The organism is Sporichthyaceae bacterium, assembly GCA_036493475.1.
Taxonomy (GTDB): Bacteria; Actinomycetota; Actinomycetes; order Sporichthyales; family Sporichthyaceae; genus DASQPJ01.
Genome location: DASXPS010000058.1, coordinates 1 through 22696, shown reverse-complemented (window position 1 = coordinate 22696; position 22696 = coordinate 1). Strand labels below are relative to the sequence as shown.

Genomic DNA, 22696 nt, shown 5'->3' with positions numbered 1-22696 from the left:
GCTAGCCCGCGAAGGTGCCCAGCAGCACCGCGGCCAACTCGGCGGTGACCAGCTCGGGGCCGAACACCATGTCCTCGCGGGTGTCGTGCGCGCGGAAACGCACCGCGGCATCGCGGGTCCCGTCGCGCAACATGCAGGCCACCAACCTGATCTCCTGCCGGTCGGGGTGTTCCGCCGCCCAGCGGGCCGCCTCGGTCGGGTCGGCGGGCAGGTCGGCCTCGGCCGTCGGCGGCAAGGTGAGCCGCTCCACCGCCACCGCGCAGCCATCCACGGTCGGTGGCCAGGCCACCTCCTCCAACGTGGAGTTGCCGAAGTCGTCCTCCAGGGCGGTCCACGGGGCGACGGTGGGGTCCACCTCGGCCAGCCCGAGCTGTGCGGCGAAGGCCGGGTCGTCGCGCTGCAAATCGGCGGTGGACACCAGCGCGAATAACCGGGCCGGCTGCCCCCACCCCTCGGCCGCAACCTGATCGGAGAGCTCCAGCAGCACGATGTGCAGCGACGGATTCACCGCGTCACCGTACGCCGTGCACGGGAACTCGATCGCGGGTCGGTAAGTTGCGGGTTACAGGGGCGACGCCGGCCGGGGCGTGGCCGTGACCGGCCGAGGTGCTGCAGGTGTCGCGTTGAGCTTCGATCCGCCGACCACGCCGGGCCGCCGTCCCTTCCCGACTCCGCCGTCGGGCCCGCCTCGGCGACCCCGGGCGCTGATCCCGGCAGTGGCCGTGGTGATCGGCCTGATCGTGGTGTTCTTCGTGGTCACCGACTTCATCACCGACCTGTGGTGGTTCCAGTCGGTGGACTACCGCAAGGTGTTCACCACCAAGCTGAGCACCCGCATCGTGCTGTTCGTGGTGTTCGGGCTGGCCATGGCCGTGGTCACCGCGCTGAATGTGGTCATCGCCTACCGGCTGCGGCCGACGGTGCGCGGCATGTCCACCGAGCAGCAGAACCTGGATCGCTACCGGGTCGGCATCGACCCGTACAAGGCGCCGCTGGTGGTGGTCGTCGGGTTGCTGCTGGCGATCATGTCCGGGGCGTCCGCGGCCGGGGAGTGGCGCACCTGGTTGCTGTGGCGCAACGGCCAGCCCTTCGGGGTCAAGGACCCGCAGTTCCACAGGGACGTCTCGTTCTACGTGTTCAGCTACCCGTGGTGGCGCTTCCTGCTGGGCTTCTCCTTCGGCATCGTGCTGGTCGCGTTGCTGGCCGCGCTGGTGACGCACTACCTCTACGGCGGGCTACGGCTGCAGACGCCGGGGGAGAAGGCCACACCGGCCGCGCAGGCTCACCTGTCTGTGCTGCTCGGGCTGTTCGTGCTGCTCAAAGCCGTGGCGTACTGGTTGGACCGATACGGACTGGCGGTGCACGGCGGTGGGTTCTCCGCGGTGAGCGGATGGACCGGGTTGCGCTACCGCGACGTCAACGCGCTGCTGCCGGCCAAGGAGATCCTGGCCGCCATCGCGGTGATCTGTGCCGCGTTGTTCTTCGCCAACGTGTGGCGGCGCACCTGGTTGCTGCCCGGTATCGGCTTCGGCCTGCTGGTGCTCTCCGCGTTGCTGATCGGCGTGGCCTACCCGGCGATCGTGCAGCAGTTCCAGGTCAAGCCGTCGGAGTCCAAGCGCGAGGCGGCCTACATCGGGCGCAACATCACCGCGACCCGGGCGGCCTACGGATTGGCCTCGTCGCAGGTGGACCCGTACGAGGCCAAGACCACGGTGCAGCCGGGTCAGTTGCGGGCGGACGCGGACACCACCGCCAGCATCCGGTTGCTGGACCCGACGATCGTCTCCCCGACCTTCGAGCAGGAACAGCAGATCCGTCGCTTCTACAGCTTCCCGCAGACGTTGCGCATCGATCGCTACGACATCGACGGCCGCAACCAGGACGTGGTGGTCGGCGCCCGCGAGATCAACCTGGGGTCGGTGCCGCCGGAGCAGCGCAACTGGATCAACGACCACTTCCTGTACACCCACGGGTTCGGGTTGGTCGCGGCGCGCGGCAATGCAGTGGAGAAGGACGGTTCGCCGTCGTATGTGTCCAAGGACATCCCGCCGACCTCGCAGATCGGGTCCTACGAGCCGCGGGTGTACTTCGGCGAGGAGTCCCCGGACTACTCGATCGTGGGCGCCCGGGCCGGTACGCCACCGCGGGAGTTCGACCGGGAGGACCCGTCGCAGCCCAACGGGCAGGTGGCGAACACCTATGAGGGCAAGGGTGGCGTGCCCATCGGGTCGTTCTGGCGCAAGATGCTCTACGCGGTGAAGTTCCGCGAGCAAAAGATCCTGCTGTCCTCGGAGTTGAATCCGGCGTCCAGGGTGCTCTACATCCGCGACCCGCGGGCGCGCGTCGAGCAAGTGGCACCGTGGTTGACGCTGGATTCCGACCCGTACCCCGCGGCGATCAACGGGCGGATCCAGTGGATCGTCGACGGGTACACGACCACCGGGAACTATCCGTACGCCTCCCGGACCACGCTCGGGCACGCCACCGAGACCACGCTGACCAACGCGGATCGGCGAGTCATCGCCCCGCGCGACGAGGTCAACTACATCCGCAACTCGGTGAAGGCCACCGTCGATGCCTACGACGGCACCGTCAACCTCTACACCTGGGACGACACCGACCCGGTGTTGGCGACGTGGAAGAAGGCGTTCCCCAACACCGTGAAGGAGAAAAAGGACATCCCACCGGCGCTGCTGGGGCACCTGCGCTACCCGGAGGACTTCTTCAAGGTGCAGCGGGAACTGCTGTCCCGCTACCACGTCACCGACCCGAACTCGTTCTACACCAAGGCCGACTTCTGGCAGGTGCCGCTGGACCCCACCGGTGGGGACGTGGCCGGGCTGGGCCGGGCCTCGGAGCCGGAGCCGCAGCCGCCGTACTACCTGACGTTGAAGATGCCCTCGCAGACCGGTTCGACGTTCTCGTTGACCACGACCTTCGAACCCGTCGGGCGAAATCAGTTGGCCGCGTTCATGGCGGTGGACGCCGAACCGGGGCCGGACTACGGCACGATCCGGGTGCTGCAGTTACCCGCGAACACCACCGTGGCCGGGCCGGGGCAGGCGCAGAGCAACATCACCTCCGATGCAGCGGTCGCCCAGAAAGTGCTGCAGTTCAAGGGAAATCAGATCCGCAACGGCAACCTGCTGACGCTGCCGGTGGGCGGTGGGTTGCTCTACGTCGAACCGATGTACGTGCAGCCGACGTCCGGCTCGACCTCGTTCCCGTTGCTGCGTCAGGTGATCGTGTCGTTCGGCAGCAACATCGCCATCGGTGACGACCTCAAGGGCGCGTTGGACTCGTTGTTCGGCGGGCAGTCCGGCGCGGCCACCAGCAGTGGGTCGGGCAGCAAGCCGACGACCACCGGGACCCCCGGTAAGGGCGGCAGTGCCGCGGTGGCCGCCGCGGTGGCCGACGCCCAGCAGGCCTTCGACGATGGGCGGGCGGCGCTGGCCAAGGGCGACTTCGCCGCCTACGGCAAGGCCCAGGACCGATTGTCCGCGGCGCTGAAGAAGGCCGCGGAGGCGGAGAACTCGGCGTCAAGCAAGAGCACCGTTACCCCGACCAAGACGCCGGCCCCGGATTCCAAGGGAGCGACGCCCGCGCCGACCGCGCAGGCCACGTCGCCACCGCGGAAGAGCTAGCGAATTGACGATGCACGTTGGAACGCCCGGGGCGCGGGAGGCACCGTGATCGCCCCGGGCGTTTCTATGTGCATTGGGGGCCGCGGGTTCGCGCCGCCTCGATAGCGATTTGCAGCCCGGAACCGCGCCCGCGTAAGCTGGGGTCACCGACGCGGGGTGGAGCAGCTCGGTAGCTCGCTGGGCTCATAACCCAGAGGTCACAGGTTCAAATCCTGTCCCCGCTACCAAAGAAGTGCAGGTCAGAGGCCCTTCGGGGCCTCTTCTGTTTCCGGTGCCAGAGTCAGGTTGTCCAACCCGCAGCAACGTCACGCCTGCCTGCGGCCGTCCGCCGCGACGGCGAGTGGCAGGTGACGAGTGAACCAGTCACCGGCCAGCCCCGCCACCAGTTCCAACGCACCGGGTTCGGCGAACAGGTGACCGGCCGCGGGCACGATCTCCAATCGCCGGGCGACCCGCAGCCGGTCGTGGGCCGCCCGGTTGAGGTCGAGCACGTCCCGGTCGTGCCCCCCGACGATCAGCAGCGTCGGCGCCTGCACGTCGGGCAGGTGGGGCCCCGCCAGATCGGGCCGCCCGCCGCGGGACACCACCGCGGCCACGCCGGCCGGCCGCCGCGCGGCCGCGATCAACGCCGCGGCCGCTCCGGTGCTGGCCCCGAAGTAGCCGACCGGCAACCCGGCGGTGGCGGGCCGCTCGGCGAGCCAACTCATTGCGGCGTTCAGGCGGTCGGCCAGCAGCTCGACGTCGAAGCGCAGTTGCCCGGTGCGCAGGTCGACCTCCTCCTCGTCCGAGGTGAGCAGGTCCATGAGAAACGTGGCCAGGCCGCGTTCGCGCAGCGCCTCGGCCACCATGCGGTTGCGTGGACTGTGCCGGCTGCTGCCGCTGCCGTGCGCGAACACGATCACGCCGTGCGCCGACTCGGGCACCGCGAGATCCCCGGTGAGAACGTCGCCGTGCGCCAAACGGATCCGAATGGCCTGTTCGACCATCACCACAGGTCACCGCCCGACGCCCGCGCGCCCCGCGGCGCGATCGAGGAGCAGGAGCACCTCGGCATCATCGGTCGGACGGAAGTCGCGGTACCACTGCCCGACGGCGAAGAACGGCTCGGGCTCCAGCACGCACACGACCTCGTCAGCGACCTCCCGCAGCCGGGTCGCGGTGCCCGGCGCGCAGGCGGGTGCGGCCAACACCAGCCGCCGGGGATTTCGGTTCCGTAGCGCGCACATGGCAGCCTGCGCGGTCACCCCGGTGGCCAGGCCGTCGTCGACCAGCACCACGTCGCGCTGTGCCAGGTCGGGTAACACGCGCCCGCGCCGGTAGTGCCGCACCCGCCGATCCAGCTCGCGCAATTCGGCAACGGCGAGCTCGCCGAACTGATCGTTGGTCAAGCCGAGTATTCGCAACGCTGACCGGTCGACGACCTGCCAACCGCCCTCGGCAACCGCGCCGATGCCACGCTCGGGTTGTCCGGGCGCACCGATCTTGCGGACCACGAAAACCTCCAGTGGCGCGCCCAACGCCACGGCCACCTCAAAAGCGACCGGCACACCACCGCGGGGCAGAGCCAGTACGAGCACGTCGTGCAGATCCAGGCCACGCACCCGATCGGCCAACCGGCGCCCGGCATCCCTGCGGTCGCGGAATGGCATCACTACCTCCTCAGGTAGCCACATTCAGCCCCTACCCGCCCGGCGGCAAGATCCACCGTCAGCCCGGGCGTGGGCCGCCTCCCCGGCGGGACCGGCTCGACGTGGCACCGCCCGGATTCACCAGGTGGGGTGGCCCTCAATCGGGCAGTCCCCCCAGCAGGCGGTCCAGCCGAAGCGGAAGGTCCCGAACCCGCACGCCGGTCGCGTCGAACACGGCATTGGCAATCGCGGCGGCGGTGCCGACGATGCCGATCTCCCCGATGCCCTTGCTGCCCATGGGATTGAGCGCATCGTCGTGTTCGTCGATCCAGTGCGCCTCGATGCCGGCGGTGTCCGCGGCGGTGGCCAGGTGGTAGCTCGCCAGGTCGGAGTTCACCAACAGACCGAGCCCCGGATCGATGCGGCCCTCCTCGTGCAGCGCCATCGAGACGCCCATGGTCATGCCACCGACCAACTGCGAGCGGGCCGTGCGGGCGTTGAGGATCCGCCCGGCCGCGAACACCCCGAGCAGGCGGCGCAGCCGGATCTCCCCGGTGATGATGTCGACGCCGACCTCGGCGAACTGTGCGCCGTACGCGGCCCGGGTCAGGTCCTCGCCCGCGGCAATATCGTGCTTGGTGTGCGCTCCCACCGTCACGCCCTCGGGACCGACGCCCTGGGTCTCGATCTGCTCGAGGAGTCGATGGCACACCTTGGTGACCGCCCACCCCCACGACGCCGTCCCGGCCGATCCACCCGCCACCGGCGCTTCGGGCAGCGCGCTGTCCGCGAGGTGCACCCGCACTCGCGCCGGGTCGACGCCGAGCGCCTCGGCCGCGATTGCGTGCAGCACAGTGCGCGCACCGGTGCCGATGTCGGTGGCGTTGATGCCGATGGTGAAGGTGCCGTCGGCATCGGCGTGCGCCTGCGCGCCCGACGGGCGGATGTAGGTGGGGTAGGTGGACGCCGCGACGCCGGTGCCGACCAGCCAATCCCCGGACCTACGCCGGCTCGGTCGCGCCGCGTGCGCGTCCCAGCCGAAGCGGGCGGCGCCGTCTTGCAGACAGGCCACCAGGTTTCGGCTGCTGAACGCCTTGCCGGTTTCCGGATCACGGCCCGGCTCGTTGCGCACGCGCAGCTCGATCGGGTCCGCGCCCACCGCCAGCGCGAGTTCGTCCATCGCGCACTCCAGCGCGAACATGCCGGGGCACTCGCCGGGCGCGCGCATCCAGCGCGGGGTCGGCACGTCGAGGCGGGCCAGGCGATGCCTCGTGCCCATGTTCGCGGCCGCATACATGCTTCGGGTGGGCACCGCGGTCTGCTCGGCGAACTCCACGATCCGCGAGGTGTGTTCGACGACGTCGTGGTCGACCGCCAGCAGCCGCCCGTCCGGATCCGCGCCGAGCCGTATCCGCTGGATGGTCGGCGTTCGATGGCCCACCAGGAAGAACATCGCCCGGCGGGGCAGAGCCAGCCGGACGGGGCGGCCGAGCACGCGCGCCGCCATCGCCGCCAGCACGGTGTTCGGCCGCGCCGTGCCCTTCGAGCCGAAGCCGCCGCCGACATGCTCGGCGTACACCCGCACCTGATCCGCAGCCAACCCGAACAGCTGGGCCAGGTCGGCGGCCACCGAGGTGGTGCCCTGGGTGGACTCCCACAGGGTGAGTCGCCCGCCGTCCCAGCGGGCGGTGCTGGTGTGCGGTTCCATCGGCTGGTTGTGCAGCTCCGGGGTGCTGTACGTGGCGTCCACGACCACCGGGGCCGTGCGCAGTGCGGCTTCCGGATCCCCGATGGAGCTCACCGCGGGGAAGTTCGGGTTGACCGTCTCCGGCGTTTCCAACGCGGGGTGACGCTGCGTCACAACAACGTCGTGCGGCTGTGTCTCGTACTCGATGTGCACTCCCTCGGCGGCCTCCCGGGCGGTCTCCTCGGTCTCGGCGACCACCAGTGCCACCACCTGCCCGCGGTAGGCCACGGCCGGGCTCTGCAGCAGCATCAACTCCGCGTCGTCGATTTCGGTCAGGCGAGGGGCATTGGCCGCGGTGAGCACCGCGATCACTCCGGCGGTGGCCTCGCAGGTTGCCGCGTCCACCCGGAGCACCCGCCCGGAGGCGATCGCCGCACCGACCGGCCAGGCGTAGGCCACACCCTCGGCCGGCACCTCGCCGGCGTAGTGGGCGGTGCCGGTGACTTTCTGCGGTGCCTCGATCCGGGCCGGGGCACCGATTCCGATGAGCGTGGTCACGATTGCTCTCCCGCCAGTTCCAGCAGCGTGTGCACCGCGAGCCGGCGGGCCAGCGGGACCTTGAAAGCGTTGTCGGGCAAGGGTTCCGCCTCCGCCAGCTCGGTCTCGAATGCGGCCTGCAGGGCATCGATCCCCGGACGATGACCGCGCAGCGCTGCCTCCGCGGACCGGGCCCGCCACGGCTTCGCGGCCAGGCCGCCCCAGGCCACGCGCACGTCGACCACGACGTCCTCACGCACCTCGAGTACCGCGGCGACGGATAGCACGGCGAAGGCGAAGGACGCCCGGTCGCGCACCTTGCGATAGGTCGAGCGAGCGTTCGCGGCGGGCGGCGGCAGCACCACCGCGGTGATCAACTCGCCGTGCTGTAGCACCGTGTCCTGCTGCGGCCGGTCGCCGGGCAGCCGGTACAGGTCGAGCACGTGCAGCGCCCGCGGGCCGTCCGGCCCGACGATCTGCACCTGTGCGTCCAACGCCGCCAGGGCCACCGCCAGGTCGCCGGGGTGGGTGGCGATACACGAGGGCGAATGACCGACCACGGCGAGATCGCGGTGTTCGCCGTCGCGGGCCGGACAACCACTGCCGGGATCGCGCTTGTTGCAGGGCAGATCGATCTGTTGGAAGTACACGCACCGCGTTCGCTGCAACAGGTTGCCCGCGGTGGTGGCCATGTTGCGCAGTTGCCCGGAGGCCCCGGAGAGCAAGGCCCGGGCGAGGACCGGGTAGCGCGCCCGCACCACCGCATGCGCGGCCAGGTCACTGTTGCGCACGGTGGCGCCGATGCGCAGCCCACCGTCGGGTGTTTCCTCGACGTCATCCAAACCGAGGTGGGTGATGTCGACCAGCGCGGCAGGCCGCGCCGCGCCCAGGCGCATCAGGTCGACGAGGTTGGTGCCGCCGCCGAGGAAGCAGGCTTCCAAGCTGTCCGCGACGGCGGCCACCGCGGTGGCCGGATCACCCGGGCGGGCGTAGCTGAAGGTTCGCATCAGCGCGTCCCCACCGATTCGGTGATCGCCGCCACGATGCCCGGATAGGCGCCACAGCGGCACAGGTTTCCGGCCATCCGCTCGCGGATCTCGGCCTCGTCCAGCTCCACCGGCGCGGTGAGGTCGCCGGCCAGCAGGCTGGGCCATCCCGCGCCGGCCTCCGCCAGCATCCCGACCGCCGAGCAGAGCTGACCGGGTGTGCAATAACCGCACTGCAGCCCGTCGTGCTCGACGAACGCCTGCTGCAACGGGCTCAGTTCACCGTCCGGCGCGAGACCGTGCACCGTTGTCACGGTGCTGCCGCCCGCGGCGGCGGCCAGTACCAGACAGCTGTTCACCCGCCGCCCGTCCAGCAACACGGTGCAGGCTCCGCACTGACCCTGGTCGCACCCCTTCTTCGGCCCGGTGACGTTGAGCTCGCGGCGTAGCGCGTCGAGCAGGCTCACCCGGTTGTCCACGTCGATGCTGCGCTGGGCGCCGTCCACCTGCAGTTGGACCCGGCTTCGGATTTGAGTCGACATAGGGCGCGGTTACCCGCGGTGCGAGCCATCAGTCCTGGTCGGAGATCGGGTCGTCAAGACGGTCTCGTCCCTCGGCGTCATACGGTTGGGATGTGTCCGTTGAAAATTCGCGATCTCCGACGTTCGAGGCGCGGGCACTGACCAAGTCCTATGGCAAGGTGCGCGGGATCATCGAGATCGATCTGCGTGCCGAGCGCGGTGAGGTCGTCGGTCTGGTCGGGGCCAACGGTGCGGGCAAGACGACGTTCATGCGTACGATGCTCGACTTCATCCGCCCGACCAGCGGGTCGATGTCCGTGTTCGGTCTGGACAGCGTCCGCGACTCGGTCGCGGTGCATCGACGGACCACCTACCTGCCCGGCGAGCTGGTGTTGCCACGCCGGCTCACCGGCGAAGAAGTATTCGACCGATACACCTTCGCCCGGCCCGGCGTCGACCACGCCACGACCCGCCGATTGGCCGAGCGCCTTGACCTCGATCTGACCCGCCGGGTCGCGGACCTGTCCAAGGGCAACAAACAGAAGCTCGGCCTGCTGGTGGCGTTCGCGCCTCCGGCAGACCTGCTGGTCCTCGACGAGCCGACCAGCGGGCTGGACCCACTGTTGCAGCGCGTGGTGGCCGAACTCATCGCGGAACGCGCCGCTGCCGGTGCCACCGTCCTGTTGTCCAGTCACGTCATGTCCGAGGTGGAACACGCCGCCTCCCGCGTCGCTCTCCTGCGCGCCGGCCGGGTTGCGGTCGTCGATGACATCGCTGCCATCCGGGCGCGGTCTCGACGCCACGGTCTGCTGCGCCCACGTGACACCGCAGACCTGCAGTCGGTTGCCGACGCGCTGGAGCAGACCCCACGGGTCTCCGAGGTCCGGATCGAACGGGACTCGGTCACATTCAGCTGTACCGGCGACGTGGACGCGGTCATCAAGACCCTCGCGCGCTTCGCGCTCAGCTCGCTGGACATCAGCCGGGCCGAACTCGAAGACGCGTTCTTCTCGGCCCATGACGGGCCCGATGTGGGCGATCGGTCATGAGTCAGGTCCGCGCGCTCCGGGTCACCGGCAGTGATCTGCGGCTGCGGCGGTCCTCCCTCGCGGTGTGGACAGCGTCGGTATTGCTGCTCGTGCTGCTGATCATCGGCGTCTACCCGTCGATCCGGGACAACCCGTCGCTGGACTCGATCTACGGCGACCTCTCGTCGTCGGCGCAGGCGTTGCTCGGCGGATCGGAGCTCACCTCACCGGCCGGCTATCTGAGCACCCAACTCTTCGCGTTCTTTCTGCCCGCCGTCCTGCTGGTCTTCGCAATCGGCCGTGGCGCGGCGGCCGTGGCCGGCGAGGAGGAGGACCGGACCCTTGACCTGCTGCTCGCCCAGCCGATGACCCGTCGCTCGCTGTACCTGGAAAAGACGCTGGCGGTTGTGATCGGGCTCGGGCTACTGGTGCTGGCGAGCTGGCTGCCGCTGGTGGTCCTGCGCAATGCGGTGCGGCTCGACGTGCCGACTGTCAACCTGCTCGCGGTGTGCGTGCAGATGGGTCTGTTCTGTGTCGCGCTGGGACTGGGCGCCGGGGCGGTGTCTGCCGCCAGTGGGCGGCGGGCGCTCGGAACAGCAGCCGGCGCCGGTTACACGTTTGTGTCGTACCTCGTATACGGCCTGAGCGCGACGGTCCATTGGCTGAGTTACCTGCGCCCGCTCTCGCTATGGCGGTGGTACCTCGGCAATGATCCGTTGCGCACCGGGTTCGGCGGTGAAGAAGTCGCGGTGCTGCTGGGGGTCTGCGTCCTCGTCCTGGTTGGCGGTGTCACGGCGTTCGCCCGCCGCGACCTGCGCGGTTGACCGACTCTCGCCGTCGCCGCGCGGCGTCGGCTCGCCGCTGCTGAAAGATGCCCTACTGCGGGCCGCTGCTATCTCGGGACAGGCTGGGTTCAGGATGCTGATAGTTCGTGCGCTCAATACCACGGCTGCGGAGTGGTATCGCCGCAAGGACTTTGAACCGTTCCCGGGTCATCACGAAGACGCCTTCATGCTGACTATGCAGGACATCCGCGAAGCTGCAGGACTACCGCCTCTATAGGCACCCCCGGAGCCACGTCACAACGTTCGCGAGGGTCAACGACTGGTAGCCCGCGCGCAGTAGCCACAGCGCTAGCTGTACTCGGCCGCGGCGTTGCCTCATCCGCCCCGGCATCGTCGGACGGGATGTGGTCGCCCCAGAGAGGCAAGAGCCGAGACGTACACTGCAGTCCTGGTGTTTGTGGGCCAATTCAAATTGGGCAGCTCTGATTTGCTATGGCCTGGGTACGTGGCCGCCCAAGGCGGCGTGATGCGTGGCCGGGCCGGCCGGCGGAAGGTGCGGCATGACCCAGGTGCTCCCTACGAGATCCGGGCCCGGCCGGACACGTGTGCGGCGGCGCGTCCTGATCTTCGGTGCGGCTGCGGTCCTCGCGGGCGGCATCGGTGGGGTGCTGATCGCGCACGCGCACGGTTCAGGGGACTCGTCGGGCTCGGCGATGGTGGCGAAGGCGACCGCAATGATGGGGTTCGATCTGAGCAAGACCGTGCACTCGTTCACCGACACCGCTGACGGCGGGATTCAGGAGGTGGTGGCCGACAGCCCGGACGACGCGAGCGACATCGCCGCCATCCGCGCCCACCTGAGCAGGATCGCCGGGCAGTTCACCGCCGGTGACTTCAGCGACCCCGCCGCGATGCACGGAGCGGACATGCCCGGCTTGGCGCAGATGCAATCCGGCGCCGACCGGATGCAGATCACCTACTCGCAGCTGCCGACCGGTGGGCGGATCGCCTTCCGCAGCGACGACCCTGCGCAGGTCGAGGCCATTCACAGGTATTTCGCGGCCCAACGCCACGACCACAGCATGCCCGGCATGGGCATGGGTCACTAAAGCCGAAGCCCTGAGCGCCGATCCGGCGGTCAGTCGGACTAGCCCAGGACGCGGTTGCGGCAGCCCTATCAACCGGGCCTCGCCGCGGTCGTCACGGGCGGGGGCCGTCTCCGGGTCCGGGTGTCGACGGCGGCGGGGTGCTCGACCACGTCCCGCCGACGCAGTAGTAGGTGTAGCCGTCAGCCAGCTTCTCAGGGCTGTCCTCCGTGGTGCACGAGCCCTGTGGGGCCTGGGGCGGGACGGACGTCCAATCGGCCGCGCCGGGGGTCGTCGCACTGCACACGTGCTGGATGCGGTGCCCGTTGCTGTCGTAAGGACCCCAGACCGTGTCACCGATCTTGTAGGTCTGGCCCGCATCATCCGTGCACGTGGGCGCACGTGGGGTGGGCGTGGTGGTCGGCTTCGGCGACGGGGTGCGCGTGGTGGTCGGCTTCGGCGTCGGGCTCGGGGTGTGCTTTGGCGTGGGCTTCTGCGTCGGCTTGGGTGTGCTGGACTCGACCGGCGCGGAGGTGGCATCGCCGGTGTCAGGGATCTCCCAGCCGGTGGGCACGGCATCGGTGGGTGTGGGGGTCGCAGTGACCTCCGGGATGGGCAGCGACGGCACCACCACGATCGGGCTGCCCGCGGGCGACGCAGCGGCGGGCACGGCAGCAACGGCAGCGCTGCTACCGGAGAGCTGCGTGATGCCCATGGCACCGCCACCGGCGATCGCGGCAACGGCCACGGCGATCAGCGGAGCCCGCCTGCGCAGGGGCGAGCGAGGGATATACATGGTCGTTGGACGCAAACGCGCACGGTCCGACCATCAGCCGACCGGGTGGTCCCCAGTCATCTGAACGGCTGATTCACCGCTGCCGGCGTCCCCGCCCGGCCGCGCCGAAGCCCGGGCGAGGCGAGGACGCCGTGCGGTGACGTCAGATCGGGCGGACGTTCTCCGCCTGTGGGCCTTTCTGGCCCTGGACAATGTCCAGTTCGACGCGCTGGTTCTCCTCCAGCGAGCGGTACCCGCTCGCGTTGATCGCGGAGTAGTGCACGAAGACGTCCGGCTGGCCCTCGACGGCGATGAAGCCGAAGCCCTTCTCGCCGTTGAACCACTTCACAGTGCCCTGGGGCATGTTGTTTTCCCTGCCTGCATCGGACGCTCAGTGGCATCGCCCCGGTGGGCAAGCTGGGCTACGTCGTGGATCGATGCGGTATGCGCCCTGCGGTTACACAAATCCGCGCACGTCGAAACGGCGTGGAATCGCAAATGTGCAACCTGCGGGACGGTAGCACGTCCGCCCGGTACGGGCACCGGCGACCGGATCGGCAGGACGAGAATGAGCGGCGCGGCCGGCGCTGAGGCGCCCGGCCTGCGACACTAGAGCCGTGAGCACCTCTAGCCCCCGCCCCGCGCGCCACCTGTCCACCAGCCCCTTCAAGCCCCGGGTCGTTGAGACGGTGGTCCCGGAGGTGTTCGCCGTCGACGATCGGGTCAGCCACGACAAGTACGGCCTCGGCACGGTGCTGAGCGTGAATGGCACTCGCGAGATCATCGTGAACTTCGGGGCCGAGACCCGCCGGATCGCCCTGCCCAACCCCAAAATCGCGCTTCTCTAGGCGCAGCCCGACCCGCGGGGCTACCGGCTGCCCAGCGCGCGGTGCAGGGCGTCGCGGTACAGCCGGGCCAGCAGCTCCCGACCCGCGTCGCGATTCTTCGGCAGGAACGGCAGCTTCCCGGAGTCCAGCAGCTCATCTGAGAGGCGGTAGGGGTTGGTGGGGAAAGGCTCACGGGTGTCCCGCAGGCGCCGGACGCGCAGCTGCAGATCGGCCGCCACGTGGTCGGCGGCGACCGCCACCAGCTCCTCGACATCGACCGGGGCAGTGCGCTCCATGCGCACCAGGCCGTCGCTCCACAGCGTCAAATTGCTGAAGAGCGGGTCGATCCGGGCCTCGGTGCGCGGCCTCGGGATGGCGCCCTGTCTGCCGACCTTCATCGTGTTGCCCCGCCTCAATTCGTCGTAATTCGGACTCCTCATGCTTGAGTAGTCGGCGGTCCGGGGGTATCCGGCGACCGGTCGATGACTCCTCAACCGAACGGTTGAATCCACTTCGGAGGGCCTGTGGTGGACCTGCAGCGGCTGGCCGCCTGGATGGACGGCCAGGAGCTCGGCTCGGGCGAGATCACCGACGTGGTGGGGCTGACCGGCGGCACCCAGAACATCCTGCTGCGCTTTCACCGCGCGGGCCGCGACTACGTGCTGCGCCGACCGCCGGAGCACAAACGCGCCAACAGCGACGAGACCATGCGCCGGGAGGCACGGGTGTTGGCGGCACTGGCCGGCACCGACGTCCCGCACCCCGGGCTGATCGCGGCCTGCCCGCACACCGACGTGCTCGGCGCGGCGTTCTACCTGATGGAGCCGGTGGACGGGGTGAACCCGGCCGAGGAAATGCCCGAGCGGCTCGGCACCGACCCGCAGTGGCAGTACCGGCTCGGGCTGTCGATGGTCGACGGCATCGCGGCGCTGAGCCGGGTCGACCTGGCCGCGCGCGGGTTGACGGATTTCGGGCGGGCCGAGGGCTGGCTGGAGCGCCAGGTGGCCCGGTGGCGCCGACAGCTGGACTCCTACGCCGACATCGCGAACTATCCCGGCCCGTCGCTGCCGCACCTGGACCGGGTCGCGCACTGGCTGGACGCGAACCGGCCGCGCACCTGGCGCGCCGGCCTGTTACACGGCGACGTGCACTTCGCGAACGTGCTGATCCGCCGGGACGCCCCGGAACTGGCGGCCTTCGTGGATTGGGAGCTCGCCACGGTCGGCGACCCGTTGCTCGACCTCGGGCACATGCTGGCCACCTGGCCCGCCCGGGAGTCCACGGTCGCCCGGCTGGAGCTGCCCTACCTGCCCGAGCAGGAGGTGATCATCGAGCGGTACGCCGAGCAATCCGGGCGTGACGTCACCGACGTGACCTGGTTCGTGGTGCTGGCCTGCTATCGGCTCGGCATCATTCTGGAGGGGTCCTATGCCCGGATGCTGGCCGGGCTGACCACGGCGGAGGTGGGGGAGCGGCTCGGCCGCAACGGGCGGGCCCTGCTGGAGCAGGCCCACGAGATCACCGGTTGACCCTCACCCGACTTCAGGGTCGAGGATCTCGGTCATGACGACATTGATGCATCGCTTCCTGACCGCCCACAACACCCGCGATCTCGAGGGCGTTCTCGACTATTTCACCGACGACATCGACTACCGCGACATCTTCTACGGCGACTTTGTCGGCCACGACGCCCTGCGCGACATGTTCTCCCGGACCTTCGCCGAGTCAGCGGTCCACATCTGGACGGTCACCCGAACGCTGTCCACCCCGCAGGCGCTCGTCGCGGAATGGGAGTTCGACTACACCGTCTCCGACTCGGTTCCGTCCGGCGGCGGCCGCCGGTTGATCCTGCCCGGCGTGTCCTGGTTGGAGCTGCGGGACGGTCGCTGCTGCCGCTACCGCGAGTTCTTCGATCGGGCCGCCACGCTGCACGCCCAGGGCATCGCGCCGGAGAAAGTCGCCGCGATCGTGGCTCGGCGCAGCACAGTGCGGATTCTCGACGCGGCGTCCGCCGGGGTATGAGGCATGCTGCGCGGGTGGACGCCGCCGAGTTGCTGATCGGCGAGTTCGCCCAGCGCTGCCGGCTGCCGATCTCGACGTTGCGCTACTACGACCGGATCGGGCTGCTCGCGCCCGCGGCCGTGGACGGGGCCAGCGGATACCGCCGCTACCGCGCCGATCAGCTGCCGACCGCGGAGCTGATCGCGCGGTTACGCGCACTCGCGGTCGCACCGCAGCAGATCGCAGAAATTCTGGCCGGCGGTGACGCGGCGTCGGCCGCCCTGTTGCGCGAGCGCCGGCGGATCAACGGCGAACTGGAACGCGGCCGCCGCCGGCTCGCCGAGGTGGACACCCTGCTGGCCGCCGAGGCGCCCGCTCGGTATCGCGTCATCACCACGGACCTGATCGAGCGTCAGGTTGCGGTGCGTGAGTTCCGCTCGCCCTTCGAGGAACAGGAGGAGATCGTGCTGCGGGCGATCGGGGAGCTACGCACCGAGATCCGGCGCAGCGGCCATCGCCGTGTCGGGACCTGGGGTGCGACCTTTCCGTTGGACCTCGAGGACGTCGTCGATGGGTTCGTGTTCGCACCCGTGGACGGCGGCGGGGTAGGCCTGCCGAGTGTCGTGCTGCCCGGCGGCCCTGCGGTGAGCACTGTGCACCGCGGCGGCCTGGATGCGCTGTCGTTGGCCTATCTCGCGTTGTTCGCGGAGATCGATCGTCTCGACGCGAGTCCGCTGGCGCCGGTGATCGAGGAATACCTGTCGCTCGACGAGGCCCGGGCCGACGATCCGTCCGCAACCACCGCGGGGGTCCGGTTGTCGATCCTGCTGCGGGACTGAGCTCAGGTCGCGGCCGTGCCCACCGCGGCGGCCGATTTGGCCCAGTTGTCGTGTAGTTCGTCGAGGTAGGTCTGCGCCATCGGTCCGGGCCTCACCCCGCGGGCGAAGGCCCGCATGTTGCTCGGCCCGGTGTTGTAGCCGAGGGCGAGCAGTTCATCGCGGGTCAGACTGCCGGCCCGGCGGGTGGGCAGCGTCCCGGCCAGGTCGTGCAGGTACCAGGCCTCGGCCTCGACGGCGAGGTCGGCGTCCTCGGCCAGGTCCTCCCAGGCCCGCCCGGCGAAGTCACGACCGCGCTTGGTGTCGTCGTAGGCGGCGCGGTGCATGTTCGCCACGCCCAATGAGGCGTCCGGGTTCAACGCCAGCCACAGTTGCTGGGACGTCGCGTCGTGCGGTTTGTAGGACTCGTTGAAAAGAATCGCCATGACCAGCACCGGGTTTACGCCGGCTGCCTTCGCGTGCTTGCGCACCGCGGCGCCCAGCGTGCTCGGGTCGTTCGCGTCGGGGGTGTCCGCGGCCCGGATCGTCGGTGACGCGGTCGCCGCCGGCGTCGGCTCGGCCGTGTCGCCCGCCGGGTTCGAGCACCCGGCCAACAGCGCCGGCGCCACGAGCAGGGGGGCGAGTCGACGCCACCCGTCGCGTGCATGCCAACCGTGCACCGGCTCCCCATCCTCGTGCCGGCGCATCACCCGGCGGCCCGAACAGCAGGTTAGCTGCGGGGAAGGACGGTGGGGTGCGAGTCGCCGTTCTCTGCGACGGTCAGCCGGTGACCCGACGGGGCTAGCTGCCCTTCTCCAGGAGGGCAAGGGTGTCCAGGTCGAGGGTGGCCTGCGCGTATCGATCGGCCAACGGGGCCCGGACGGTGGCCGGCTGCATCTCTTCCGGCGTCAGGCAGTACACCGCGCCGTAGATGGCGTGGTGCCGGTAGGAATCCCACGCGGCGTCGAAGGACTCCGCGCCGGACCCGCGGGCGGCGGAGTACTCCATCAGCAAATCGCGCTCGGCAGCGCGGCGGTCGTCGATGCTCAACGCCCCGACCAGGAACACGGTCACGTCCTGATAGGGGTCGGTGCGGCAGGCGAACTGCCAGTCCAGGAAGCGGGTGGCGCCCTCGGCGTCGAAGTACACGTTGGTCGGGTTGGCGTCACCGTGCACGAAGGTGGCGGGCCGGCCGTCCTGGTAGGTCCACAACCGGGCGTACACCTGCGCGAGCCGCTCCCGGTCGGTGAACACGTCGAGCACCGGACCGGTCGTGGTCTGACCGATGTAGGCGTCCCAGTGCGCGGGCGCGAACAGGCTGTCCACGATGGGGCGGTAGTAGGGCGCGGCGGGCAGCCAGTCCGGCCCCGGCGCGGTCCGCGCGTGCCAGGTGGCCATGACCCGCAACCCATCAGCGACCTGATCCACCGTCAGTGGCGTGCGCGGATCGTTGACCCGCCCGCCGGTCGCGGTCAGATCGTCCAGCACCACGACGCCCTGACCCTCATCGGCCGCGGCGTAATGGCAGCGCGGGATCCCGGCGCCGAGGTCCGGCGCGATATCGCGGTAGAACAGCGCCTCGGCGCGGTAGCCCGCGGCCATCACCGCCCGCAGTTCCGGAACGAAGCCGCCCTTCACGCACAGTCGCGCGGAGGTGCCGTCCGCCCGGGTCACCTCGACCAGCACCTTGGTCGCGGTTCCCCAGATGATTCCGGTTTGCTTCACCTCGGTGACGTCCAGGACCTCACGCAGCCACGGATCGACCTCATCGACGCTGAGCGGCAGTGCCATGTCTCTCCTCCGGTTGGCATCCGCAATCCTTGCAGGCGGTAGGCATCAACCTCCGCGGAAGGGAATCACGGTGGCGAACGACGAATCCCCGAGCACGCGCGCAGCCGCGTGGTACGAGAACTGGTCCGAGACCCCGGACAGCCCGTGGCGCGGCCGTCCCGCACCGGACCACGACCGGGAGTACGCCACGCTCACCTACGAGCGCGACGGTCGGATCGCCCGCATCACCTTCAACCGGCCGGCGAAGGGCAACACGATCACCCCGGACACCCCACGCGATCTCACGCACGCGGTGGAACGGGCGGATCTGGATCCGCGGGTGCACGTGATCCTGGTGTCCGGGCGGGGCAAGGGGTTCTGCGGTGGCTACGACCTGGACATGTTCGCCGAGCACGGTTTCCACACCGGTGACGAGGTCGACGAGATCACCGGCACGGTGCTGGACGCGCAGGTGAACGCGATCAACCACGAGCCGTCGGCCGGCTGGGACCCGATGATCGACTACGCGATGATCAGCCGTTACAACAAGGGTTTCGCCAGCCTGCTGCACGCGAACAAGCCGACCGTGGCGAAGCTGCACGGGTTCGCGGTGGCCGGCGGCACCGACATCGCGTTGTTCGCCGACCAGATCATCTGTGCCGACGACACCAAGATCGGATACCCGCCGTGTCGGGTGTGGGGTATCCCGGCGGCCGGGATGTGGGCGCACCGGTTGGGGGATCAGCGTGCCAAGCGACTGCTGTTCACCGGGGACTGCATCAGCGGCAAACAGGCCGCGGAGTGGGGCCTGGCGGTGGAGTCCTGCCCGGCCGCGGAACTCGACGCCCGCACCGAGGCGTTGGTGGCACGCATCGCCCGGATGCCGGTGAACCAGCTGATGATGGCCAAGCTCGCGCTGAACTCGGCGTTGTACGCGCAGGGCGTGGCCAACTCCGGGATGATCAGCACGGTCTTCGACGGCATCTCCCGGCACACCCGGGAGGGCTACGCGTTCCAGCAGCGTGCGGCGGAGGTCGGTTTCCGGGAGGCGGTCCGGGAACGCGATGAGCCGTACGGGGATCACAAGCGCGCCCAGTTCGAACGCTGAGCCGCTCTATCGACGGTGCTTCGTGGCCAGGATGGCGGCGGCGTCCGCGGCCATCTCGGCGACGATCTTCCCGGCCGGCTGCACCGACTTCACGATCTCCGCGCTCTCCGCACCGGCCAACAGGCACATCTCATCGAAGTCGCCCTGCGACCCGCGGGTCGGGATGATCACGCTGAACTTCGGCATCGCATAGGGAATGCCACCCTCGACCGTCCACGGCATCAGGCGGGCAGTGCCGACGATCGGCTCGGGCGGCGGCGGCATCGGGATCTGATCCTCCCGGCCCTCCCACTCCTTGAGCACCCGGTTCACGATGGACCGGGTGTGCGCGCGTGGGAACTCCGGTCCGAAGATCGACGCGATGGAGGTCTCGTTCCAGCCGTCCTGCACCGCGATCACGCGCTTCATGTATTCGGGGTGCGCGAAGGACTCCTCGCAGACCGCGAACCGGGTGCCGACCCAGGCACCGTCGGCCCCCTCGGACAGTGCGTTGGCCAACGTGCGGCCGTCCGCGATGCCACCGGAGCCCAGCACCAACACGTTCTTCGGCACTGCCTTGCGGACCAGTGGCACCAGTTCGGAGCGGTACCGCGGGTCGCCGTCCTGGAAGCCGCGCTGGTGCCCGCCGCCCTGCTTGCCCTGGGCGATGATCACCTCGGCGCCGTACTCCACGGCCTCCAGCGCGCCGCGCACCGTGCCGACCTGCGCCCATTGCGGGATGCCGGCCGCCTTCAGCTTCTTCACCCACCGTGCCTCCGGTGCGGTCCAGAACCACACGACGAAATCGACCTTCTCCTCGACGGCGACGTCGATGTGCATATCGTTGACCGACCACGTCGGGGTTCGGGTGTAGTGCTCGCCGTCGGACTCGTAGCCCGGGCCGTAGAGGGTGGCATTGGCCAGTGGGAAGTACACGAAGTCCACGCCGAAGGGGCCGTTGGTGAGCGCGCGGGTCTGTTGGATCTGCTTGCGCAGGCCGGCCGGCGTCTCCGGGATCGGGCCCAGGCACCCCAGACCGCCGGCGTTGGTGACCGCGGCCGCCAATTCGGGGGTCGCGTAGAAAGCCATCCCGGCCTGGACGATCGGGTACTTCACGCCGTAGGCCTCGGTCAGGCGGGTGGCCAGTGGCGCCGGGTGCCGCGGATCGCTCGACCGTGCTGTCGCGGCGCCCGCCGCGGCCGGGCTCAGCAGACCCGCGCCCACGCCGAGACCGGCACCGCCGAGCAACTGGAGCATCCGCCTGCGACCGATGTCGGCCATGATGCCTCCGCGCAATACGACACACACAAGTCGTTATGACTCAGGATTTGTGTATCGAATCGGCCCGAGGTGTGTCATGTCAAGAGGCCCGCCGCGCGGATCAGGCGCCGGGCACCACGGACAGATGTCGGCCCGGCTCGGTCGGGGCCGGGTAGCGCGCTGCGTACACCGCCTCCGGTGGCGGCAGTGGGGCGCCGTCGACCTGACACACGGCCAATAGGTGGACGTCGGCCGGTGCGGACAGCGCGTGGTAGCAGGTGGCGGCGATGGCATAGGCCCGTTCGCCGATCCACTCTCTCGGCCACAATTCGACGGGCAGGTCGGGCTCGCGCAGCACCACGCGTCGATAGGCATGCACCAGCAGCGTGCGGGTGAGGAAGGCGGTCTCCGCGTCCACCTCGGCGTCGGCGGCGTCCAGGGCCTGCGCGATCGGGCCGAAGTGACGCAGGAACGAACGCCACGCAGGATCGATGGCCGCCAGTTGGGTGGTCATCACCTGTGCCAGGTCGGTATCGGCCAATCCGCCGGCGGTGAGCTCGCCGCGCAACACGGCGACCTGCGCGGCCAGGCCGGCGTCGGTCAACAGTTGGGAGAGTTCGTCAGTGCGGTCCAGCGGGCACACGTGCACCGACGGGCCGAGTGAGGAGAAACCGAGCCAGGCCAAGTGCTGACGCAACGTCACGCGACCCGCAGCGCCCAGGGCCGGTGTCTCCATGACGATCGTCCACCGCCCGTCCCACGGGGTGCCCGCCCGCGGGTGGTAGATCCGCTGATCGGCCTCCCAGAAGTCGTGCCGGGCCGCCGGAGGGACCGAGTAGAAGCTGCGCCTGCCGTGACGGCGCGTCACCAGCAGACCGTCGGCCACCAGGCGCTGCACCGAGGTGCGTACCAGCCGCTCGCTGATGCCCAGTGGCTCGACCAGCCGCAGCAGGCTGCCCAGCCAGATCTCCCCGCCGTGCGGGACCACCGAGTCGCCGAAGATGGTGACCAGCAGCGAGCGCGCGCTGGCGTCCGGCTCGCGCCGGAATCGGCGGATCAGCGCGGTGGCGCGGTCCTGGGCTGAGGGCATCGGCGGTCCTGCCGTCGGGGGCCACCGAGCGTAGCCCGCCGCGACGTGCGGCCCCCGTGTTCAGGCGATGGGTGAGGCGTACCAGATGGTGCGCATTGTCCAGTCGCCCGGCCCGATGCGCTTGCCGGAGCAGACGATGAGGGCGATCTGGGGTTGGCCGGAGGTGGCGAAGTAGCGCTTGCCGTTGTCGTCGGCGGGCACCTCGACCCGGTCGTTGACCCGGTAGCAGACCTGGCCCAGGGCACCGTGCACGACGATTTGATCGCCCTTCTGCAGCTTCGCGAGCAGTTTGTTGCCCAGCGCACTGCCGTCCGGCCAGGTGTGCGCGTTGAGCAGCGCGTTACCGCTCGAGTCGCCCGGCTTGATGCCACTGCCGAGGTCGAAGGCCATCTCGGTCTTGCCGAGGTTGGTCAGCGGCGGGGTGCCGGGGACGTTGTGCGAGTCGCGCGGCAGCGGCAGGACGGTGATCTTGTTGTTCACGCCGGGAATGCTCACCGAGGTCGGCAGCAGCGCGCCCAGCGCGGTGCTGCAGGTCGGCATCGGCGATGGGGTCGGCAGTGGTGTCTCGGCGATTGCGGTGGACCCGCCCTGGGACCGCACCACCACGACGGCCAGCGCTACAATCGGGACGACCACTGCGGCTGCCCGCGCGGCAACCCGGCTCTGCATGACGACTGCCCCCCCGGCTACGTCATCCGGTCGATACGCCTTGACCATAGGGCGGCGGGGTTCATGCCGCAGGCAAAGATCGACCTGTCCGGATTCGCTGGGCCCATCCGTGGTGATTTGCGAAATCGGTGGCTGACGGGGCGTCGACGGCGCACACTGGTGAACTCTCGAGGTCCGCTTCTCGGGGGGTGCGTGAACATCGCGCACCCGACCCCGCCGGCGGGATTCTCGAGGCCCGGATTGAGGTAGACCCGGGAGACGCTTCAAAGACGACGTGGATGAGGATGACGTGAACGACCCGCGATACGAATGGCTGCACCCGCACTGGTACTCGGAGCCGGCCCTGGCCGTGCTGACAGCGGTGGAGGACGCGCGCGAGCGCGGTCACCGGGCCGCCGGCGAGAGCGCGGGCGCCGTATGGGACTCCTACGCCGCAGCCGGTGTGACCGACGAGCAGATGGCGCTGGGCATGATGGCCGTGGCCGAGCAGTTGCTGCGCCG

24 protein-coding genes and 1 tRNA gene are annotated in these 22696 nt (G+C 69.7%); 11 read left to right on the top strand and 14 right to left on the bottom strand.

Annotated features, from left to right (window positions below; all coding sequences use genetic code 11):
* Position 1: 1 nt before the first annotated feature.
* A complete protein-coding gene (locus VGJ14_06635; protein ID HEY2832083.1) occupies positions 2–508 on the bottom strand; it encodes a PPA1309 family protein in 507 nt (168 codons plus the stop codon).
* Between the two features lie 115 nt (positions 509–623).
* Between VGJ14_06635 and VGJ14_06630 the strand changes: the two genes are divergently transcribed.
* Both VGJ14_06630 and VGJ14_06625 read left to right on the top strand, forming a co-directional pair.
* Positions 624–3644: a UPF0182 family protein gene (locus tag VGJ14_06630; GenBank protein ID HEY2832082.1), complete on the top strand. Its 3021-nt coding sequence runs from the start codon at positions 624–626 to the stop codon at positions 3642–3644.
* A 150-nt stretch (positions 3645–3794) separates the two neighbouring features.
* Positions 3795–3871, top strand: a tRNA-Met gene (locus tag VGJ14_06625).
* Between the two features lie 78 nt (positions 3872–3949).
* Here the strand turns inward: VGJ14_06625 and VGJ14_06620 are convergent.
* The 5 genes from VGJ14_06620 to VGJ14_06600 form a co-directional block, all read right to left on the bottom strand.
* A complete protein-coding gene (locus VGJ14_06620; GenBank protein HEY2832081.1) occupies positions 3950–4630 on the bottom strand; it encodes an alpha/beta fold hydrolase in 681 nt (226 codons plus the stop codon).
* Positions 4631–4639: 9 nt separating this feature from the next.
* Positions 4640–5293, bottom strand: coding sequence for a phosphoribosyltransferase family protein (locus VGJ14_06615; GenBank protein ID HEY2832080.1), 654 nt, complete (start codon positions 5291–5293; stop codon positions 4640–4642).
* A gap of 136 nt (positions 5294–5429) precedes the next feature.
* Positions 5430–7517 carry a xanthine dehydrogenase family protein molybdopterin-binding subunit gene (locus VGJ14_06610; protein ID HEY2832079.1) on the bottom strand — a complete coding sequence of 696 codons (2088 nt, stop codon included), beginning with the start codon at positions 7515–7517 and terminating at the stop codon, positions 5430–5432.
* Positions 7514–8503: a xanthine dehydrogenase family protein subunit M gene (locus tag VGJ14_06605; protein ID HEY2832078.1), complete on the bottom strand. Its 990-nt coding sequence runs from the start codon at positions 8501–8503 to the stop codon at positions 7514–7516. The genes VGJ14_06610 and VGJ14_06605 overlap by 4 nt, the downstream gene beginning before the upstream one ends.
* Entirely contained in the window at positions 8503–9024 is a 522-nt protein-coding gene (locus VGJ14_06600) for a 2Fe-2S iron-sulfur cluster-binding protein (protein ID HEY2832077.1), read from the bottom strand. Before VGJ14_06600 ends, VGJ14_06605 begins: the two co-directional genes overlap by 1 nt.
* Before the next feature lie 92 nt (positions 9025–9116).
* On the opposite strand from VGJ14_06600, the gene VGJ14_06595 reads away from it, so the two are divergent.
* From VGJ14_06595 to VGJ14_06585, 3 genes are all read left to right on the top strand, one after another.
* Complete coding sequence (locus VGJ14_06595; protein HEY2832076.1) at positions 9117–10052, top strand: ABC transporter ATP-binding protein; 936 nt, start codon at positions 9117–9119, stop codon at positions 10050–10052.
* Positions 10049–10855: an ABC transporter permease subunit gene (locus tag VGJ14_06590; GenBank protein ID HEY2832075.1), complete on the top strand. Its 807-nt coding sequence runs from the start codon at positions 10049–10051 to the stop codon at positions 10853–10855. The genes VGJ14_06595 and VGJ14_06590 overlap by 4 nt, the downstream gene beginning before the upstream one ends.
* A gap of 566 nt (positions 10856–11421) precedes the next feature.
* Positions 11422–11925: a hypothetical protein gene (locus tag VGJ14_06585; protein ID HEY2832074.1), complete on the top strand. Its 504-nt coding sequence runs from the start codon at positions 11422–11424 to the stop codon at positions 11923–11925.
* Between the two features lie 91 nt (positions 11926–12016).
* Here VGJ14_06585 and VGJ14_06580 read toward each other — a convergent pair whose 3' ends face one another.
* Complete coding sequence (locus VGJ14_06580; GenBank protein ID HEY2832073.1) at positions 12017–12649, bottom strand: hypothetical protein; 633 nt, start codon at positions 12647–12649, stop codon at positions 12017–12019.
* A 190-nt stretch (positions 12650–12839) separates the two neighbouring features.
* Positions 12840–13040, bottom strand: coding sequence for a cold-shock protein (locus tag VGJ14_06575; GenBank protein HEY2832072.1), 201 nt, complete (start codon positions 13038–13040; stop codon positions 12840–12842).
* A 253-nt stretch (positions 13041–13293) separates the two neighbouring features.
* Between VGJ14_06575 and VGJ14_06570 the strand changes: the two genes are divergently transcribed.
* On the top strand, positions 13294–13524 hold the full coding sequence (locus VGJ14_06570; protein HEY2832071.1) for a hypothetical protein: 231 nt from the start codon (positions 13294–13296) through the stop codon (positions 13522–13524).
* Between the two features lie 20 nt (positions 13525–13544).
* Here VGJ14_06570 and VGJ14_06565 read toward each other — a convergent pair whose 3' ends face one another.
* Positions 13545–13901 (bottom strand): hypothetical protein, encoded by a 357-nt coding sequence (locus VGJ14_06565; protein ID HEY2832070.1) that lies wholly within the window; start codon positions 13899–13901, stop codon positions 13545–13547.
* Between the two features lie 126 nt (positions 13902–14027).
* On the opposite strand from VGJ14_06565, the gene VGJ14_06560 reads away from it, so the two are divergent.
* The 3 genes from VGJ14_06560 to VGJ14_06550 are packed head-to-tail and all read left to right on the top strand — an operon-like array spanning position 14028 to position 16343.
* Entirely contained in the window at positions 14028–15032 is a 1005-nt protein-coding gene (locus VGJ14_06560; GenBank protein HEY2832069.1) for a phosphotransferase family protein, read from the top strand.
* Positions 15033–15066: 34 nt separating this feature from the next.
* The gene (locus VGJ14_06555) at positions 15067–15525 is read left to right on the top strand and encodes a nuclear transport factor 2 family protein (protein ID HEY2832068.1); all 459 of its coding nucleotides are present in this window, start codon (positions 15067–15069) and stop codon (positions 15523–15525) included.
* A 14-nt stretch (positions 15526–15539) separates the two neighbouring features.
* The gene (locus tag VGJ14_06550) at positions 15540–16343 is read left to right on the top strand and encodes a MerR family DNA-binding transcriptional regulator (protein ID HEY2832067.1); all 804 of its coding nucleotides are present in this window, start codon (positions 15540–15542) and stop codon (positions 16341–16343) included.
* A gap of 2 nt (positions 16344–16345) precedes the next feature.
* On the opposite strand, the gene VGJ14_06545 is transcribed toward VGJ14_06550, so the two are convergent.
* Together VGJ14_06545 and VGJ14_06540 are read right to left on the bottom strand one after the other, a co-directional pair.
* The gene (locus tag VGJ14_06545; GenBank protein HEY2832066.1) at positions 16346–16999 is read right to left on the bottom strand and encodes a transglycosylase SLT domain-containing protein; all 654 of its coding nucleotides are present in this window, start codon (positions 16997–16999) and stop codon (positions 16346–16348) included.
* Between the two features lie 121 nt (positions 17000–17120).
* Positions 17121–18110, bottom strand: coding sequence for a phosphotransferase (locus VGJ14_06540; GenBank protein ID HEY2832065.1), 990 nt, complete (start codon positions 18108–18110; stop codon positions 17121–17123).
* 70 nt (positions 18111–18180) lie between these two features.
* Between VGJ14_06540 and VGJ14_06535 the strand changes: the two genes are divergently transcribed.
* Positions 18181–19197 (top strand): crotonase/enoyl-CoA hydratase family protein, encoded by a 1017-nt coding sequence (locus VGJ14_06535; GenBank protein HEY2832064.1) that lies wholly within the window; start codon positions 18181–18183, stop codon positions 19195–19197.
* Between the two features lie 6 nt (positions 19198–19203).
* On the opposite strand, the gene VGJ14_06530 is transcribed toward VGJ14_06535, so the two are convergent.
* The 3 genes from VGJ14_06530 to VGJ14_06520 all read right to left on the bottom strand — a co-directional run bounded on the left by VGJ14_06530 (position 19204) and on the right by VGJ14_06520 (position 22195).
* Positions 19204–20457, bottom strand: a complete 1254-nt coding sequence (locus VGJ14_06530; GenBank protein HEY2832063.1) for a nitronate monooxygenase — start codon at positions 20455–20457, stop codon at positions 19204–19206.
* Positions 20458–20557: 100 nt separating this feature from the next.
* Entirely contained in the window at positions 20558–21526 is a 969-nt protein-coding gene (locus tag VGJ14_06525) for a PaaX family transcriptional regulator C-terminal domain-containing protein (GenBank protein HEY2832062.1), read from the bottom strand.
* 60 nt (positions 21527–21586) lie between these two features.
* Positions 21587–22195 (bottom strand): class F sortase, encoded by a 609-nt coding sequence (locus VGJ14_06520; protein HEY2832061.1) that lies wholly within the window; start codon positions 22193–22195, stop codon positions 21587–21589.
* 289 nt (positions 22196–22484) lie between these two features.
* Between VGJ14_06520 and VGJ14_06515 the strand changes: the two genes are divergently transcribed.
* A partial coding sequence (locus VGJ14_06515; GenBank protein HEY2832060.1) for a hypothetical protein occupies positions 22485–22696 on the top strand: 212 nt, incomplete at its 3' end.